Annotated in this window: 16 protein-coding genes and 1 pseudogene; 7 read left to right on the plus strand and 10 right to left on the minus strand. The window is 65.4% G+C overall.

All coding sequences use genetic code 11. The features are described 5' to 3' along the window. Positions 1-428 (minus strand): annotated as a pseudogene (locus Q4F73_RS07555) (hypothetical protein); the annotation flags it as partial. Between the two features lie 678 nt (positions 429-1,106). Further along, positions 1,107-1,865 (minus strand): sigma factor-like helix-turn-helix DNA-binding protein, encoded by a 759-nt coding sequence (locus Q4F73_RS07560; RefSeq protein WP_303358748.1) that lies wholly within the window; start codon positions 1,863-1,865, stop codon positions 1,107-1,109. 403 nt (positions 1,866-2,268) lie between these two features. Between Q4F73_RS07560 and Q4F73_RS07565 the strand changes: the two genes are divergently transcribed. Continuing rightward, entirely contained in the window at positions 2,269-5,472 is a 3,204-nt protein-coding gene (locus Q4F73_RS07565; protein ID WP_303358749.1) for a type ISP restriction/modification enzyme, read from the plus strand. Between the two features lie 401 nt (positions 5,473-5,873). On the opposite strand, the gene Q4F73_RS07570 is transcribed toward Q4F73_RS07565, so the two are convergent. Next, positions 5,874-7,118, minus strand: a complete 1,245-nt coding sequence (locus Q4F73_RS07570; protein ID WP_055476444.1) for an alpha-D-ribose 1-methylphosphonate 5-triphosphate diphosphatase — start codon at positions 7,116-7,118, stop codon at positions 5,874-5,876. A gap of 176 nt (positions 7,119-7,294) precedes the next feature. On the opposite strand from Q4F73_RS07570, the gene phnC reads away from it, so the two are divergent. The 6 genes from phnC to Q4F73_RS07600 all read left to right on the plus strand — a co-directional run bounded on the left by phnC (position 7,295) and on the right by Q4F73_RS07600 (position 12,640). After that, positions 7,295-8,104 (plus strand): phosphonate ABC transporter ATP-binding protein, encoded by an 810-nt coding sequence (gene phnC / locus Q4F73_RS07575; RefSeq protein ID WP_055476443.1) that lies wholly within the window; start codon positions 7,295-7,297, stop codon positions 8,102-8,104. A gap of 56 nt (positions 8,105-8,160) precedes the next feature. Further along, positions 8,161-9,069, plus strand: coding sequence for a phosphate/phosphite/phosphonate ABC transporter substrate-binding protein (phnD, locus tag Q4F73_RS07580; RefSeq protein ID WP_055476442.1), 909 nt, complete (start codon positions 8,161-8,163; stop codon positions 9,067-9,069). Positions 9,070-9,125: 56 nt separating this feature from the next. Next, positions 9,126-9,902 carry a phosphonate ABC transporter, permease protein PhnE gene (phnE, locus tag Q4F73_RS07585; RefSeq protein WP_277244579.1) on the plus strand — a complete coding sequence of 259 codons (777 nt, stop codon included), beginning with the start codon at positions 9,126-9,128 and terminating at the stop codon, positions 9,900-9,902. Beyond that, the gene (locus Q4F73_RS07590) at positions 9,899-10,933 is read left to right on the plus strand and encodes a phosphonate dehydrogenase (protein WP_055476440.1); all 1,035 of its coding nucleotides are present in this window, start codon (positions 9,899-9,901) and stop codon (positions 10,931-10,933) included. The genes phnE and Q4F73_RS07590 overlap by 4 nt, the downstream gene beginning before the upstream one ends. Continuing rightward, positions 10,930-11,688: a GntR family transcriptional regulator gene (locus Q4F73_RS07595; protein WP_137809377.1), complete on the plus strand. Its 759-nt coding sequence runs from the start codon at positions 10,930-10,932 to the stop codon at positions 11,686-11,688. The genes Q4F73_RS07590 and Q4F73_RS07595 overlap by 4 nt, the downstream gene beginning before the upstream one ends. 292 nt (positions 11,689-11,980) lie before the next feature. Continuing rightward, the gene (locus tag Q4F73_RS07600; RefSeq protein WP_303358750.1) at positions 11,981-12,640 is read left to right on the plus strand and encodes a hypothetical protein; all 660 of its coding nucleotides are present in this window, start codon (positions 11,981-11,983) and stop codon (positions 12,638-12,640) included. A 99-nt stretch (positions 12,641-12,739) separates the two neighbouring features. Here the strand turns inward: Q4F73_RS07600 and Q4F73_RS07605 are convergent, their stop codons facing one another. The 7 genes from Q4F73_RS07605 to Q4F73_RS07635 form a co-directional block, all read right to left on the minus strand. Beyond that, entirely contained in the window at positions 12,740-13,033 is a 294-nt protein-coding gene (locus Q4F73_RS07605) for a hypothetical protein (RefSeq protein WP_303358751.1), read from the minus strand. A 38-nt stretch (positions 13,034-13,071) separates the two neighbouring features. Then, positions 13,072-13,473, minus strand: coding sequence for a helix-turn-helix domain-containing protein (locus tag Q4F73_RS07610; RefSeq protein ID WP_303358752.1), 402 nt, complete (start codon positions 13,471-13,473; stop codon positions 13,072-13,074). 221 nt (positions 13,474-13,694) lie between these two features. Continuing rightward, positions 13,695-14,255 (minus strand): DnaB-like helicase N-terminal domain-containing protein, encoded by a 561-nt coding sequence (locus Q4F73_RS07615; protein ID WP_303358753.1) that lies wholly within the window; start codon positions 14,253-14,255, stop codon positions 13,695-13,697. A 31-nt stretch (positions 14,256-14,286) separates the two neighbouring features. Then, entirely contained in the window at positions 14,287-14,520 is a 234-nt protein-coding gene (gene nrdH, locus Q4F73_RS07620) for a glutaredoxin-like protein NrdH (protein ID WP_061230154.1), read from the minus strand. 56 nt (positions 14,521-14,576) lie between these two features. Next, positions 14,577-14,915 (minus strand): hypothetical protein, encoded by a 339-nt coding sequence (locus Q4F73_RS07625; protein WP_303358754.1) that lies wholly within the window; start codon positions 14,913-14,915, stop codon positions 14,577-14,579. Between the two features lie 134 nt (positions 14,916-15,049). Next, positions 15,050-15,364, minus strand: a complete 315-nt coding sequence (locus Q4F73_RS07630) for a hypothetical protein (RefSeq protein ID WP_303358755.1) — start codon at positions 15,362-15,364, stop codon at positions 15,050-15,052. Positions 15,365-15,439: 75 nt separating this feature from the next. After that, a complete protein-coding gene (locus tag Q4F73_RS07635) occupies positions 15,440-15,643 on the minus strand; it encodes a hypothetical protein (RefSeq protein ID WP_303358756.1) in 204 nt (67 codons plus the stop codon). Between the last annotated feature and the right edge of the window lie 77 nt (positions 15,644-15,720).

The raw sequence follows: 15,720 nt of genomic DNA on the forward strand, positions 1-15,720 counted from the left end.
TTCCAGTCTCCCTTGCTAGATCGGAACCCTCCGACAAACCCAGGGAGGTTCAGTCCGTCATCGGCGGTATACGGCCAGGCGTGCATGACGCCATTCCGCATGTCGATAGCGGGCTGCCCGTAGGCGCGGTACCACTCCTCGAAAGCATCTGCTCGAGGATCACCTTGGTCGCGCGCGGCTCTAACCACTTTGTTCGCCAGCGTGCCCGTCGGCCAGGCATCCGCCTCCTTGTCGCTCCCACCGAGCTGAAACGTCCACACGGAACGAAGCGTCGAGTGAAATCGGATAGCCGCATAAGAGACCCACCCGAGCGGCTCCACGAGGTCCGGGTCTACGGGGTCCAGCCGTGATCGGTAATGGACATCCTGGATGTCCTGATCAGACCAGGTATCCGGGATTCCGTCCTGATGTCCCGAGGCTTCTCTCACGTCACTGCTCCTTCAAGAGGAAGCTCAGCTTCCCGTCGCCGCCCTGACCATTCATATCTCCTTCGCCGAGAGGCGGGGCATCGATCTCGCCGATGCCCCGCCTAGTACTCAGCGATCAGACGCGCTGACGGATCGTGCCGGTCGGGTCGGCGTCTCCGCGCCAGCCCGGAACAAAACGCCCAGTAGCCGCGGAGCGGGTCACGGTCCGGGAGTTCCCGGTCCCACTTCCGACACGCTCCGTGGTGGTCTTCCCCGGCCACCTCGCAGCGGAGGCGGGGCCGACGAACCGGCCGGTGATGGCAGAACGATGAACGGTACGACGGGCCATGGTGGCCCTCCAATCCGGATGACCACCCGAGTGGAGGGAGACCCCTTATGGGCCTCCTCTGACTCCGCTACCATCCAGGTATCCATCCACATGGAAACCGGGACATAGCTCTCGGGTTGGCAGGGCGGGCTCGTTGGCGCGGGCCCGCCCTGGTCACTTTCTTCATCCAGCGACACTCAGTTATAGGGTCCCGGATCCTCGTTTACCCTCGCTGCGCCCGGAGTTTTTTTCTGAGCCTGATCGAGACCTGCGAAGCACCTGGTCAGCGCGCTCTTGGCTCACGGTGTTGCGCGCTGCGACCGCTCCACGGGTGCCGAACGATGACCTCTCCAGCTTCGATTTGAAGTCACTCATGCTGTGCCCTCCTCGCCTCGCTCGATCTGCTTCTTGGCGTACTTCAGCATCCCTTCGACGGACCTGTCGGTCCGGCCCAGGTGCTCGGCAATCTCCCTGATCTTGAAGCCTTTCAACTGCATAATCAGTGCCGCACGAGCGTCCTCGTTCTTGATCCGCGACAGCCGTGGTTCCAGCATCTCGCTGTGGATCACGTCAGCCTCCACGTTGTCGACAGCCGTATGCTTGCCCGACTCCACGAGCTTCTCGGAGAACGGAACTAGCTGTTCATCGGCCGTCCGCTGACGCCTCCAATTCTTCGCCACATCGATGTAGCGGATCAAGCACTGCCCGATGAAGTACGTCCGCAACGACGCACCCCCGTGGGGCTTCCACTTCCCGTTCGGCAGAACGTCCTCACGGAACGCCCAGATGGCCCTGCTGACTGTCTCCATGACCAGCCATTCGATGTGGGAGTGGTTCAAGTCGATTCCGTCGAGGACGCTTGCGCCGCTGAGCCTGTGTTCTCGACACTTCTCCCCGATACGCCCTTTGACCATCCACGCGGCGATGACTGCAAGACCGTACTTGGCCAGGACGTCCTCGAACTCGTTCTGACGCGCGCCCTTGAAGCCCTTGCGCTGGAGAGCGCGGTAGAGAGCCAGGTCCCCTCCTCGCCGGTCGACGCAATCCTCGAGCTCGTCCAGATCCCATCGAAGCCAGCTCTCTACGCCCGTCTGGTCACCGATGCCAGTCTGATCGTCGAGGTCTTGCATGGTCCCCCTCCCGGGCCGGCGGGAGGAGGCGAACTGAGCCCCGGAAACATCCGCGCTGCTTCTAGTGTGACCGACCGCTGCGACATGGGCCAGGATCCGTACTCGACGGGACTGGGTCGCTAGTTCGAGCGCTGGCCTGCACTCCGCTCAACTCCGCTCGCCGAGCAGGCCAAGTCGGCGAGTCCGGGCGGTGTCGAGCCAAGCGATGGCAGACAATTAGTCTGGCCACGCCACTAGCTGAAAGGGCCTATACGTGTCTTCGTCTTGGCTTGACAGTGCGGTTTCCGAATTCGGCGGGCGCTGCAAAGCCAAGCTTTCCGGCCCCGGAGAAGCCGAAGCAGCGATTAGGGCACCCATCGAACAACTTCTAGCCGCAACCGGGTTGCGTTTAGGCCTGGCCGTCGTGCCGCACGACGAGGTCCGCGACGACGACCGCGGAGTGCGCCCGGACTACGCGATTAGCGTCGGTGGGTCCATTACCGGATATGTCGAGGTCAAAAAGCCGGGAGCCAATCTCGATCCCGACGGAATGACCGGACACAACCGTCGCCAGTGGGATCGGCAGCGAGATCTGCCGAACCTGATCTACACCAACGGCACCGAGTGGCGGCTTTACCGCGACTGCGAACCAGTCGGCGGCCCCGTGCACCTTGGCGGCGGCACACTTCGAACCGCAGGTAGCAAGCTCACCGCGCCTCCAGAGCTGGAGCAGCTACTCACTGACTTCCTGCGGTGGAAGCCCGCACCGATCACCTCGGTGATCGCACTCGTACGAGCCGTGGCACCGCTGACTCGCCTACTCCGAGGCGAGGTGATGGACCAGCTCGACCTCGAGTCCCGAGCAATCAAAGCAGGAGAGGACCGTGCCAGCCAACCGTTCCATGGCCTGGCGAGAGACTGGCGCAAGCTTCTGTTCCCCACGGCCACCGATGACACGTTCGCCGACGGCTACGCCCAGACTGTCACCTTCGCTCTACTCCTGGCGCGCACCGAAGGCATCACCCTTGCCGGACCCGGCGGTCTGCACTCGGTGGGGACGAAATTGTCGGGCGAGCACTCGCTAATGGCTCGGGCCCTCCAGCTACTCACCGACTACGTGGCCGAGGATTTCAAGGTCACCATCGACTTGATGGTGCGTGTAATTGACGCCGTCGACTGGCCGAAGGTTCGCGCTGGCAAACGCGACACCTACCTTCACCTTTACGAGAAGTTCCTCGATGAGTACGACCCGGAGCTGCGCAAGCAGTCCGGCTCGTACTACACCCCCCGCGAGGTGGTCGAGGAGATGGTCCGCCTTACCGAAGACGTGCTCGTGAGCCGGCTAGGCAAAACCGCTGGTTTTGCCGACCCAGACGTGGTCACCGCCGACCCGGCGATGGGGACAGGCACCTACCTTCACTCGATCATCGAGCACGTCGCCTCTAGAGTTGCCGACCGCGACGGGCCCGGAGCAGCAGCGGGCGCGGTCACCGACCTCGCCCGGCGGTTGTACGGCTTCGAACTTCAGATGGGCCCATTCGCCGTCGCGGAGCTGCGGGCTACCGACCTCATGGCTGACCTCGACGCCTCTCTTCCGCCTGGGGGCCTGGGGTTGTTTGTCACCGACACTCTTGATGACCCCTACGTCGAACAAACACAGCTTGGCTCCGGTCTGGAGCTGATCAGCAGATCACGCTCACGAGCCGCCAAGGTCAAATCCGGGACGAAAGTCACCGTGGTCATCGGTAACCCTCCGTACCGCGAGCGCGCCGAGGGCATGGGCGGCTGGATCGAAAACGGCAGCGACAGCGACAAGACCGCCAAGGGCGACCACTATCGGCCACTTGACGACTTTCGCGCCGCCGGAAACGGGCGAAACGAATACGTCCTGAAGAACCTGTACATCTACTTCTGGCGGTGGGCAACCTGGAAGGTGTTCAACGCCAATCAGGCGCTCGCCGACGGCGACGTCGGAGTGGTCTGTTACATCACCACATCCGGTTACTTGCGCGGACCTGGCTTCAAGGGAATGCGTGAATACCTGCGCCGAACCACCAGCGAAGGCTGGGTTATCGACGTCTCCCCCGAGGGGATGAGACCGGATGTCTCCACCCGGATCTTCCCTGGTGTGCAGCAACCGCTGGCGATCGCAATATTTACCCGCCGCGCGGACTGTGACTCCAACGTTCCTGCCCCGGTGCACTACACCGCCCTTAAAGGCACCCGGCTCGAGAAGTACGCCGGCCTCGCCGACCTCGGACTAGATGATGAGCACTGGCGCGATGCCCGCCTCGACTGGCAGGCACCTTTCACTCCGGCCGCCGAAAGCGCATGGGACGACTTTCCCGCAGTGAACGATCTGATGCCGTGGAGCTCGCCAGGGGTCAAGGGAAACCGTACGTGGATAATCGCGCCCACTTGCGCTGTCTTAAAGCACAGGTGGAACGCCCTAAAACAAGCACCGCCGGAGGACCGTCCTGCTCACTTCAAGGAATCACGAGACGCGAGGTTCGACCGAGGCAAGAAGCCGCTTCATGGCGAGGACGTAGAGAGAGACACGGAACTTCCCCTCGCTCTGAGCTTTCCCGAGTCGCCAACTGTCGTGAGGTACGGATTCCGGTTCCTTGATAGACAGTGGATCATCGCAGACCATCGAGTTCTCCATTCCGCGAGCCCTCACCTGTGGGCCGCCCGCCGGGCAGGCCAGGTGTTCGTCATCGAGCAGCACGCGAAGCCTCTGACTACCGGCCCGGGGCTCGTATTCTCAGCCCTCATTCCCGACATGGATCACTTCAAGGGAAGCGAAGGAGGGCGAGCCCTTCCGCTTGTTCATCCAGGGGGGTTGCCCAACCTGGCAAAGGGACTCCTCGCTGCACTGTCCACCCTCGCAGGGCAGGCAGTAACTGCGAACGACGTTGTGGCGTATATGGCGGGAGTGACTTCCCATCCCGGTTTCACGGCCCGCTTCGCCGACGAACTGACCACACCAGGGGTGCGGGTGCCGATTACAACCGACCCGGAGCTGTTCGACCTGGCGGTCTTACTAGGCAAGGAAGTGGTGTGGGCCCATACATACGGCGCGAGCTACTTCGACGCCGCGGCGGGCCGACCGGCCAATGACGTCCGGTTCCCGTCTGGTGATGAGCGCCGGGTGGTGAACCTGACGGCGGTGGAGTCCATGTCGGCAGCGATGACGTACGACCCGGACGCTCAAAGTCTCGATCTCGGAGGCGGCACATTCGGGCCGGTACCCACAGCGGTATGGGAGTACACAGTCGGAGGGAAGAACGTACTGCGTTCGTGGTTCAACTACCGCAAAGCCTCCCCCACCGGCCGGAAGTCCAGCCCGCTCGACGACGTCAACGTCGACTCCTGGCCTGTGGAATGGACCGCCGAGCTGCTCGATCTACTGTCCGTTCTAACCCGGCTGTCGGGGCTACACACGCGGCAGGCGGCGCTGCTCGACCAAATCCTCGCAGGACCAGTGGCATCGCGGGACATGCTCGCAGCAACCGGAGTCGTCTGGCCGGACGGAGACAAGGATCCACAGCGCAAGCCGGACTACTCGACCAAGCGAACGGACTTCGAGTCAACAGACGACGGACAAATGGGCTTCACATTCACGTAGGGCCAGCTGATGCGTCCGACGGCGCTACCCCGTATTCGAAGTGCTTAGCGCTCGGTCACCGGCCGCCGCGGACCACACTGACCGCTTCCCTCGTGGAACGAGCGCCGATAATGTCATATTCCGTCATGCTTGCTGGTCAGTGGGCGACCGATTGCCGCTGACAGCGCGGACTGCGTGTGCGGTCATTTTCGGTGTGACGTCCGAGGAAGGTTCGCTCCCCTCGACGCCGTGGTCAGTCGAGAGTCCGGTCAAGCCCCGTGTGGTGGTGTAACTCGTTTCTGATCCTTCGCTTGCGGTCAGGCGGGGAGTTGCATCAGGTCATCGGTGCTCACCTCCGTCGGACTGGTGTGAGACAGCCGAAGCGGTGACAGTCCTCGTGGCCTACTGCCGCTGAATCCGAGCTACTCGCGGGCAGCGGTATGCGACTGAGTCGAAATGACGTGGGCGACGGGCCACGTCTTGCTGAGGTCGGTCAGGACCAGGTCGGCTCGGAAGCCTTCGGTCAGCACGCCACGGTCGTTGAGACCGACACAGGCGGCCGGGCCTGAGGTGATCAGCCGCACGGCGTGCGGGAGTGAGAGGACACCGTCGCGCACAAGTCGCACTGCGGCTGGGAGCATCGAGGAGGGAAGGTAGTCGCTGGCCAGGGAGTCGGCCACACCGGCGACGACGAGCTCGGCTGCCGAGACGTTCCCGGTGTGGGAGCCGCCACGGACGACGTTCGGGGCGCCAGCAACGACGAGCATGCCTCGGTCGCGGGCGGCACGGGCGGCGTCCAGGGTCGTTGGGAACTCCGCCACGGTGCAGCCGCGGTCGGCGGCAGCCGCGACGTCTTCCGGGGTGGCCAGGTCGTGGCCGAAGAGCCGGATGTGTCCGGTCCGGGCCAGGTCGCCCAGCCACGTGAGGGTGCGGTCGCGCACGGCGAGACGTTCGGCGCGGGTGCAACGCCACCGGTCGACGTGGTCGACCGCAGCAGCCTCGGCCATGCCCTCGTTGGTGATCAGCCACCGCTGCATGGTCGTGGGGTCGGCGAACTGCCCCTGCCCCGGTGTGTGGTCCTCGTGAGAGACGATCGGTACCCGTGCGTGTGGGGGATCATTCGGTGTGGTGATGCTCCGACGCGTTTCAGAATCCGCGGAGTCGTCGAATGCGGCCAGCTCCGTTGCGAGCAGCGTCCGGCCGTACTCGCAGCGGGCGTCCAACCGGTGCAAGACTTGGTGGTCGACCTGGGTGTCGTCAGCGTGACGCAGCGAATCGGACAATTCTGCCGCAGCGGGGGAACCGATCGTCGTTCCCACGATGGAGCGCTCCTGGAACGCAAGGCCATGGAAGGCGGTCGTGATACCTGCCGCGCGTAGACGGCCGCCCGCCGACATCAGTGCGAAGGCAGGGTCTAGGACGACGCCCGGTCGCGGCCGGGTCTCCCGCGCGAGGATGTCGGTGTGGACATCGACCAGGCCCGGCAGCAAGTGGGCGCCGTGGGCGTCCAGGGTGCAGCCGGCACCCGGCGGGTGTGGGCCCACCTCGGCGATCCGACCCTCGCGCACCACCACTCTTGCGTTATCCACCACCCGATGGGGCAGCACCGCTGTGACGTGGCCGATCACAAAATCTGTCGGCGTCCAACACGAGTTCCCAAAGGTCATGACGACACATTCTGACAGGGCCCTATGGCCGTCGCATGAACGCGGAAGCCATCGGCCGTTCACCGGCATCGGATGGTCGGACGGGGTTCACTCACCGTTCTCTCAACCCTAATCGCCCGTTCGTAAGTCCTCTATAGGTTTCGGGGTGTTCGACCAAGTCCTATAGAGGGGTTTCCATGATCGAGCTCGTCGAGGTGAGCAAGACCTACAAGGGGGGCGTGCAGGCGCTGCGCCGAACCGACCTGACGATCGAGGCCGGGCAGGTGACCGTGCTGCTCGGTCCTTCGGGAGCCGGCAAGTCGACGCTGCTGCGGTGCATAAATTTGCTCGTGCAGCCCACCACCGGGACTGTGCGTGCCGCCGGTCTCCCGGCACTGGACTCGCGCCGTGCATTACGACGGCATCGCCGGCGCACTGGCATGGTTTTCCAGCACCACCATTTGGTCCCGCGGTACACCGCGCTGCGCAACGTGCTGCTCGGCCGAGTCGGCTACCACAGTTTCTGGCACGGTCTCCTGCCCGCTGGTCGCGCCGACGAGCGCATCGCCCTCGAGGCGCTCGACCAGGTGGGTCTGCTCGACAACGCGCTCACCCGGGTCGACAATCTCAGCGGCGGCATGCAGCAGCGCGTCGGCATCGCCCGCGCACTCGCCCAACAGCCGCAGCTGATCCTCGCCGACGAACCGGTTGCCAGCCTCGACCCGGCCACCGCAGGCCGAGTGATGGCGCTGTTGCGCCGTGTCTGTCACGACAACGGCATCACACTCGTCGCCAGCCTCCACCAGGTCGACCTGGCCCTTGAGCACGCCGACCGCATCGTCGGCCTCGCACACGGCGAGATCGTGCATGACAGCCCCGCGTCCGATGTCACCGATGACGCCATCCGACTCATCTACGAAGGCGTCACTGAGGAACCCAACGGGGAATCCGACGGCGACGCCGTCACCAGTACTGTCACCGGCCACCTCGCTGCTGGTGTCCGCTGACCGGAAGCTGTTCGCATCACCCGAATCACATTCACCAGATCCTGGAGTTCTTCACAATGACCAGACCAGCCCGTTCCACAGTTGCCGCCCTGGCGGCGCTGATCTCTTTCGCGCTTGTTCTCACCGGCTGCGGCTCCGGCTCCACCTCCGAGCCTGCCGCCGGCGAGGTGCCTGAGACCCTCCGCGTGGCCCTGCTGCCCGACGAGAACGCGTCTCAAGTGATCCAGGACAACGAACCGCTCAAGGAATACCTAGAGGACGAGTTGGGCGTCGAGGTCGAACTCATCGTCACCACCGACTACTCCTCGATGATCGAGGCGATGACCCGCGGCCGGTTGGACCTGGCCTACTTCGGGCCATTGTCCTACGTGCTCGCCCAGGAGCAGGCCGACATCGAGCCCTTCGCCGCGCTGCAGGAGGAAGAAGGCGCTGCCCCCACCTACCAAGGGGTGTTTCTCGCCAATGCCGACTCCGGCATCACCACACTCGACGACGTCGCTGGCAAGACCGTCGCGTGGGGAGACCCGGCCAGCACCTCCAGCCACCTGATACCCAAGGCCATGCTCGCCGAGGAAGCGGACCTGCGCGTCGACGACGGCGACTACGAAGAACAGCACGTCGGCGCCCACGACGCGGTGGCGCTGGCAGTGCAGAACGGCAACGCCGACGCGGGCGGCATGAGCCTGCCCATCTACGAGCGCATGGTCCGAGACGGGACCATTGACCCTGAGGTGGTCGTGACCGTCCAGGAGTCCGAGCCCTACTACAACTACCCGTGGACTATGCAGACGAATCTGCCCGAGGACTTCAAGGACAAGGTGCGGGCGGCGTTTTTAGAACTCGACGACGACGCCGTGCTCGAGGCGTTCGAGGCCGCCGGTTTCGGACCTGTGACCGATAAAGACTACGACGCGGTGCGCGACCTCGCGCCCCTGCTGGACATCGACCTGGCGGACTACCAGTGACCGCCGACACTTTGCCGGACCCCGTCGAGGAACGGCGGGAAGAACAGTACCGGGACATCTCCCGTCGGGTGTGGATTGGCTGGGGGCGCAACAGCGCCGCCATGGGCGTCGTCGGCGTCCTGGTGCTGGTGTGCGTCTGGGCGGTGGGACTACTCGACGGCGAACGGATGATCACCGGGCTGGCCGACATCGCCGACCTCCTGGGCGACATGTGGCCCCCGGACTTCACCCACATCAACCGGTGGTGGGGCCCACTGTGGGATTCGATGTCGATGAGTATCGCGGCCACCGCACTGGCGGTCCTGCTGTCGGTCCCACTCGCGCTGCTCGGGGCCCGTAACACCTCCCCGCACCCCACCGTCTACGCGGTCGCGCGCCTGGTCCTCAACACCCTGCGATCGGTGCCCGAGCTGATCATGGCGATCGTGTTCGTCGCCGCCGTCGGCTTCGGCGCCCTTCCCGGCGCACTGGCGCTGGGTATCCACTCCGCCGGCATGGTCGGAAAGTTCTTCGCCGACTCGATCGAACGCGCCGATCAAGCATCCGTCGAGGTCGCCCGCGCCGCCGGAGCCACCCGGGCACAAGTGATCCTGCACGGCATCCTGCCGCAGGTGCTGCCCCAAATGGCCGACGTCACCGTCTACCGGTGGGAGCTCAACTTCCGCGCCTCGGTAGTCGTCGGCGTCGTCGGCGCCGGCGGCATCGGATTCGAGCTGATCGCCGCCCTCCGCACCCTCCAGTACCAGGAAGTCTCCGCAATCCTGCTCGTCATCCTCGCCACCGTCACCGTGGTCGACGCCCTCGGCGGAGCATTACGAAGAAGGTTCCAATGACAAACGCGTCCGCGCGCCCGGTGGTCGTTCTCACCCACCGGGTGCATCCCCAGATCCTCGACATGCTCGGCCGCGAGTGCGACGTGGTGCCGAACCAGCAAGACGACAGCCTCCCGGCATCCGAACTGAAACGCCGAGTGGCACACGCCGACGGGCTGATGGCGTTCATGCCCGACCAGATCACCGCGCAGTTCCTCGACGGTTGCCCGCGACTGCAGGTGGTCGCCGGCGCACTCAAGGGCTACGACAACATCGACGTTCGCGCCTGCACCGAGCGCGGCATCTGGCTCACCCGAGTCGAGGACTTACTCACCGAACCCACCGCGGAATTGGCAGTCGGGCTGCTGATCGGCCTCGCTCGACACGTCGCGACCGGTGACCGCACCGTGCGAGCCGGTTTCCGCGGCTGGCGGCCGGTGCTCTACGGACGCACACTCGTCGGCTCCACGATTGGCATCGTGGGCGCCGGCGTACTCGGCCGGGCCGTGGCGCAAATGCTCTCCGGATTCAATCCCCGACTTCTCTACCACGACCCCGATCCGGTGCCGTCCGCAACCGCGGCGTCGATCGGTATGGAACGGGTGGAACTCGCCGAGCTTCTGCAGCACAGCGACTCCGTGGTGGTCTGCGCCCCCCTGACGGCGGACACACTGCACCTGCTCGACCACGAGGCGATGACATCGATGCGACCCGGAGCGCTGCTGGTCAACGTCGGACGAGGCTCAGTGGTGAACGAAGGCGCAGTGGCCGAGCTCCTGCGCAGCGGACACCTCGGCGGATATGCCGCAGACGTGTTCGAGTTCGAGGACCTCTCCCGACCCGACCGCCCCAGCGGCCTGCACCCGGACCTGATGGAACTGACGAGCCATACCCTCTTCACCCCGCACCTCGGATCTGCGGTCGCGACGGCACGCTTGGCGATCGAGGAACACGCGGCGAGATCCATCCTGCAATCACTCGCAGGCAAAATGCCCGACGGAGCCGTCAACGACCCGCGGAAACCGTCGACCTCCTCCGTTCCCGCAGTATGATCACGCCCATCAGCGACGCCGCACCCACCAAAACCAGTCCTCGGGTACCGGTGTACCTTTCCGCCGCCGACGCGCTCGCCGAGACAATTGCCAACCAGCCCGTCGGCACTCGGCTCCCCTCAGAAGACGAACTAGCCCGCATCCTGGGCGTCAGCCGGCTCACCGCCCGAGCAGTACTGACCGAGCTGGAGAGGCGCTACCTGGTGCGCCGCCGACAGGGCAGCGGCACCTTCGTGTCCCAACGCATCGACTACACCATCAGTCGACACATCCCACCGTCCTGGAGCGCAAGCGTCCGCAAAGCCGGATTCACCCCAGACGTTCGCACCACCGGATGGCGACTCGAGACCCCCCCAACCGAGATCCGTGGCCGCATGAAAGTCGGAGCACGCAGACAACTGCTCGCACTCTCCCGGAACCGATACATCAACCACGAGCTCGTCGGCTACGCAGACACCTACCTCGACCCCCAACTCGTCCCCGACCTACCCCAGATCCTCGGCCCAGCCGACTCATTGCACGACACCCTGGCCACCCACTACAAACTGGAACCCGAGCGCGGATGGTTCGGCGTCTCCATCGACCCCGCGCCACCCCACGTCGCCGAGCACCTCGAACTGAGCGGCCGCCCACCGGTCATCTCTATCCGGTCCCGCACCGATGCCGCCGCACGCAACCACCGCCCCGTGGAACTCACGATCTCCTGGCTTCGAGCCGACGTGTTCCGAGTCGAGGTCGACTTCGACACCACCTAATCAGGACGACAAACCCATCGCCCGCCCCGAATAGCCGCCAGGTCCTCAGCGCGGAGCAGGACGACCTCACCGTCGCGCCACACCCGCGGAATTATCGCAGGTAAACGGCAGTAACCGCAGCTACTGATACTTCCGTCATGTTAACGCCGATAATGTGGCATTCCGTCAAGTACACAGATCAGCGGGGTACAACTGTGCAGAGGATCGACGTTTCTGATCCCCGCGTAGTCAACGGATCGCCCGCAGCGGTCGTCGACGCTCGGGCGCGCCATCAGCTTGTCGAGGATGAGATGTGACACCCCCTGAGACAGTCCCCGAAGGCCGGTCGGACCTCTCGGTTCGACGCGCCATCGAGCCACACGGCGTGATCGTGCCGGCGAGAATGACCGGCGACGAGCCCCTCACCGTCGGTGGTGAGCCACTCGCCGGGGGGCCGGTGATCGACTTCTGGCGATGGTCGTTGTCGAGCCTGCTCGACAACACCGTCCGCGGCCTGTTCGCTGAGTATCTCGTCGCTCGCGCGCTCGGAGTCACTCACGCCGGCGTACGCGTCGAATGGGACGCCGTCGACATCGTCACCGAAAGCGGACTGCGGGTCGAGGTCAAGTCAGTTTCGTTCCTGCAGAGCTGGGCGCAGACCCGTGCCTCCACCCCCACCGTGAGCATCCCCGAGACCCGCGCGTGGGATGCGCACACCAGCCGGTTTGACCCCGAGTCTCGGCGTCAGGCCGACGCGTACGTCGTCTGCGTCCTCGACGTCACTGACGTGGCCAACATGGACCCACTGAACCTGGACCGCTGGCGCTTCCTCGTCGTACCTACACGCGTTCTCAATGCAGAAGTCCCGGGGCAGAAGTCGATCGTCCTGCACCGCCTGGCCGCCCTGCCCGGCGTTGCCGAGTGCACCTACACCGAGCTGCGGGACACCGTGGACGCAGCGGGAACGCCCTGATCTAGGACGAAGGACGACCCTTAACTCGCCGGCCGCGGGGCCGCGCCGATAAGTCGGATTCCGTCAAGCCGCCGGCGCTCAGCGCTCTGGTTGGGGTCTCTACCGTTGTAGACGGGTGGCGAGCGTGCGCCCGTCCCGAAAGACGGGCTTGCCGTCGGCGCCGTGGCGGTGTCGGCGCGAGTCTCGAGCTGCTCGGCGGAGGTCCCGGATCAGGTCGGTGGCGCGGTCGTCGCCGAGTTCGGTGATGGCGGCCCTGTAGGCACCCTGGCGGGACCAGTCGAGGTCGGGCAGGCCGATCACGGCGCGGTGCCAGCGCAGTAGCTTGAGGAACTCGGCGTCGCCGAGTCCGCCAGCGGCCTCCCGGACCTGGGCGACGGTGTCAGGGTCTGCCATGTAGCGGGACTGTAGCGCCGCGGTCGGACACTCCCCTATTAGCTGAGGTCGCGGGCAGCGACGAGTCCGGCGATGAAGTCGAGGACGCGGTCGGCTTCGGCGTCGGTGAGGTCGAACTCTCGGCCTCCGACGATGGTCCTGGCGGGACTGAGCGGGTCCAGGCCGTAAAGCACTCGGGAGGTGGTCGACAGGGCGGCCCGGTCGGCGATGGTCTCGACGCTGCACCCGAGTGCGTCGGCGAGATTCTCGAGCTGCTGGCGGGTGATTGTGGGGGCGTGCGCGTCTCGTCCGCGCGCGGCGGGCACTCGTCCTCGTTCCCAGATGCCGATCTGTCCGGCGCTGATGCCGACAGCCACGGCTAGTTTGAGCTGGGTGAGTCCGCGCTCGATGCGGACGGTGCGGATTGCGCGGCCGAGGGATCGGGCTTCGTCGGGGGTCATCGCCCCTCCCCCATCGTGTCGGGCCGGATTTCAGCCAGGACGGACCAATGCCCGGCGTCATGGGCAGTCGAGAGCACGGAGAGGCTGGCGCGGGGGTCGACGTCGCGTCTCCGATGGTCGAGGTCGATGTGTGCGTGTAGCTCGGTCGGGCCGGTTCCGATGAGATACATGGTGGTCATCGTGCCTGGTGCTCCGGCTTGGTGGTTGTCGTCCCTGCCGGATCAGGATGGCCCGGCTGCGAGTGCGTCGCGGCGGTTGGTCTCGGCGCGCATGGTTCGGCCGTGGTCGAGGAGGATCTCGAATAGGTCGTCGGTGGGCGCTTCTGCGCTGGCCTGGGTGAGTGCCTGGGCGGTGGTGGAGAATCGGCGTCGGTAGGCGGCGTCGAGGACGTCGCTGGCGAGGGCGGTCAGTCCGATGGCCGGGGTGCCGAGCAGGGTGACGGTCTGGAGGGCGTCGACCAGGAGCTGGCCGCGGTGGCCGGTGATGTGTCCTGCGCTTCTGAGTGCGCTGAGGACGCGGGTCGGGTGGTGCGGCTCGTCGCTCGTGGCGAGGTCGACAATGACGGTGTAGATCGCGCCATATCGGGGGTTGAGGAAGTCGGCCGCGTCGAGGTGGCTGGTGATGTGGCGGGCCTCGGTGGTGTCGGTGGTGTGCAGCAGGGCGCAGAGCAGGGCGGCTTCGGGGTCGAGCTCGGGGACGGTGGGGGCGTCGTCGGTGGCGGCGAGGTCGTCGACGTCGACCGGGTCGGCGGTGGCCTGCGGGTCCTCGGTCATGGTCTGCATTGTGATGTCCCCTCCCCTGCTGGTGGGTGGCTTAGGCGGCGTGGGCCGCGAGGTTCTTGATGCGGTCGGGGCGGAAGCCGGCCCAGTGGTCGGTGTCGGTGACGACGACGGGGGCCTGGAGGTGACCGAGGGCCATGACGTAGTCGCGGGCGGCAGCATCGGCGGTGATGTCGACGAGTTCATAACTGATGCCGGCCTTGTCGAGGGCCTTGATGGTGGCGCCGCACTGCACGCACTGGGGCTTGGTGTAGACCGTGATGCTCATCGGGAGATCCCTTTCGGGTGGTGCCCGTCTGCCTCTCGGCGATGGGCGGCGGCTCGTCAGTAGTCGAACTCGTCGAGATCGACGACAGGGGAGGTCGAGTGGGTCGCGATGATCGCCTCGGCAACGCCCGGGGTTGAGGCGATGGTCGAGCGGATGATGTCGTCGACGGTGACACCCTCCGCGAGGGCCTTCTCGGCGGGGAGGCCCTGTGTGCGGGGGTCACTGATGAGGTAGCGGAACGTCATCGCGGTGATGTAGGCGATGCTGTAGATGTCCTCTCCCCTGCCCGGGTGCAGCCGCTCGTCGACGAGCTTCGCTGCCAGCATGGCGACCCCTGCGATGTGGTCGCCGTTGTAGAGGCGGGAATCCTCTACTTCGCAGTTCTGATCGTCCATTGCTCTTCCTTCCTCTCCGGTCCTTGCTTACTTCTATCATACACGCATGATGCGAGTATGCAAGTAGTTTCGGGCTTTTTCTGGTTCTCACCTGCGGGTTTCCCGTCTGCCTCTCGGCGATGGGCGGTTGTGGGCTAGTCCTTGCTGGAAATGGGGGCGAGTCGGTCTCCGGTGACGAGCAGGTCGCCGCTGTAGTCGTCCCGGTGTTGGGGGATGTTGTGGGCGAGGTAGAGGCCGTGGGTTCGCATGGCGACTCGGCTGATCTGGGGGTAGAGGGACCGCTTGTGGCCGTTGAGTTGGGTGTCGGCGTCGTGGCGTTCAATCTCGTGGGTGATGTGAAGTGCCGGCCGCACCTGGGTGACGAGCTCGCGGTTGTCGAGCAGGTGGGTGGCGTTGGCTGCGGTGGGCTCGTAGTAGCCGGTGCGGGTCCCCTTCGGGCTGGTGTTCATGGCGTTCTCCTGGCTGGTGACTCCCGGGGCGTGTGCCCGTGGGCCGCCCCCGCCGGGTGGCGGGGGCGGTGAGGGTCAGGCGGCGGTGACGATCTCGGCGCGGCCGTAGTGGTCGTCGCCGCAGACGGTGCAGCGGTAGACGCCGTGGTTCTCGCTGCCGGTGTGGGTGACCATGCCGAGCGCTTCGGCGGTGGCGATTGCGGAGTGGTTGTCCTCGATCGCGGTCCAGTCGTCGTTGACCAGGCCGACGAGGCAGGTAGTGCAGACCAGGTGGTCCATGTTGGCTCCTTTCGGGTTCGGAGTGAGGGGCCTTGTGGCCCGCTCTGCTTCCAGTATACACGCATCATACTAGTATG

The organism is Corynebacterium sp., assembly GCF_030535495.1.
GTDB lineage: Bacteria > Actinomycetota > Actinomycetes > Mycobacteriales > Mycobacteriaceae > Corynebacterium.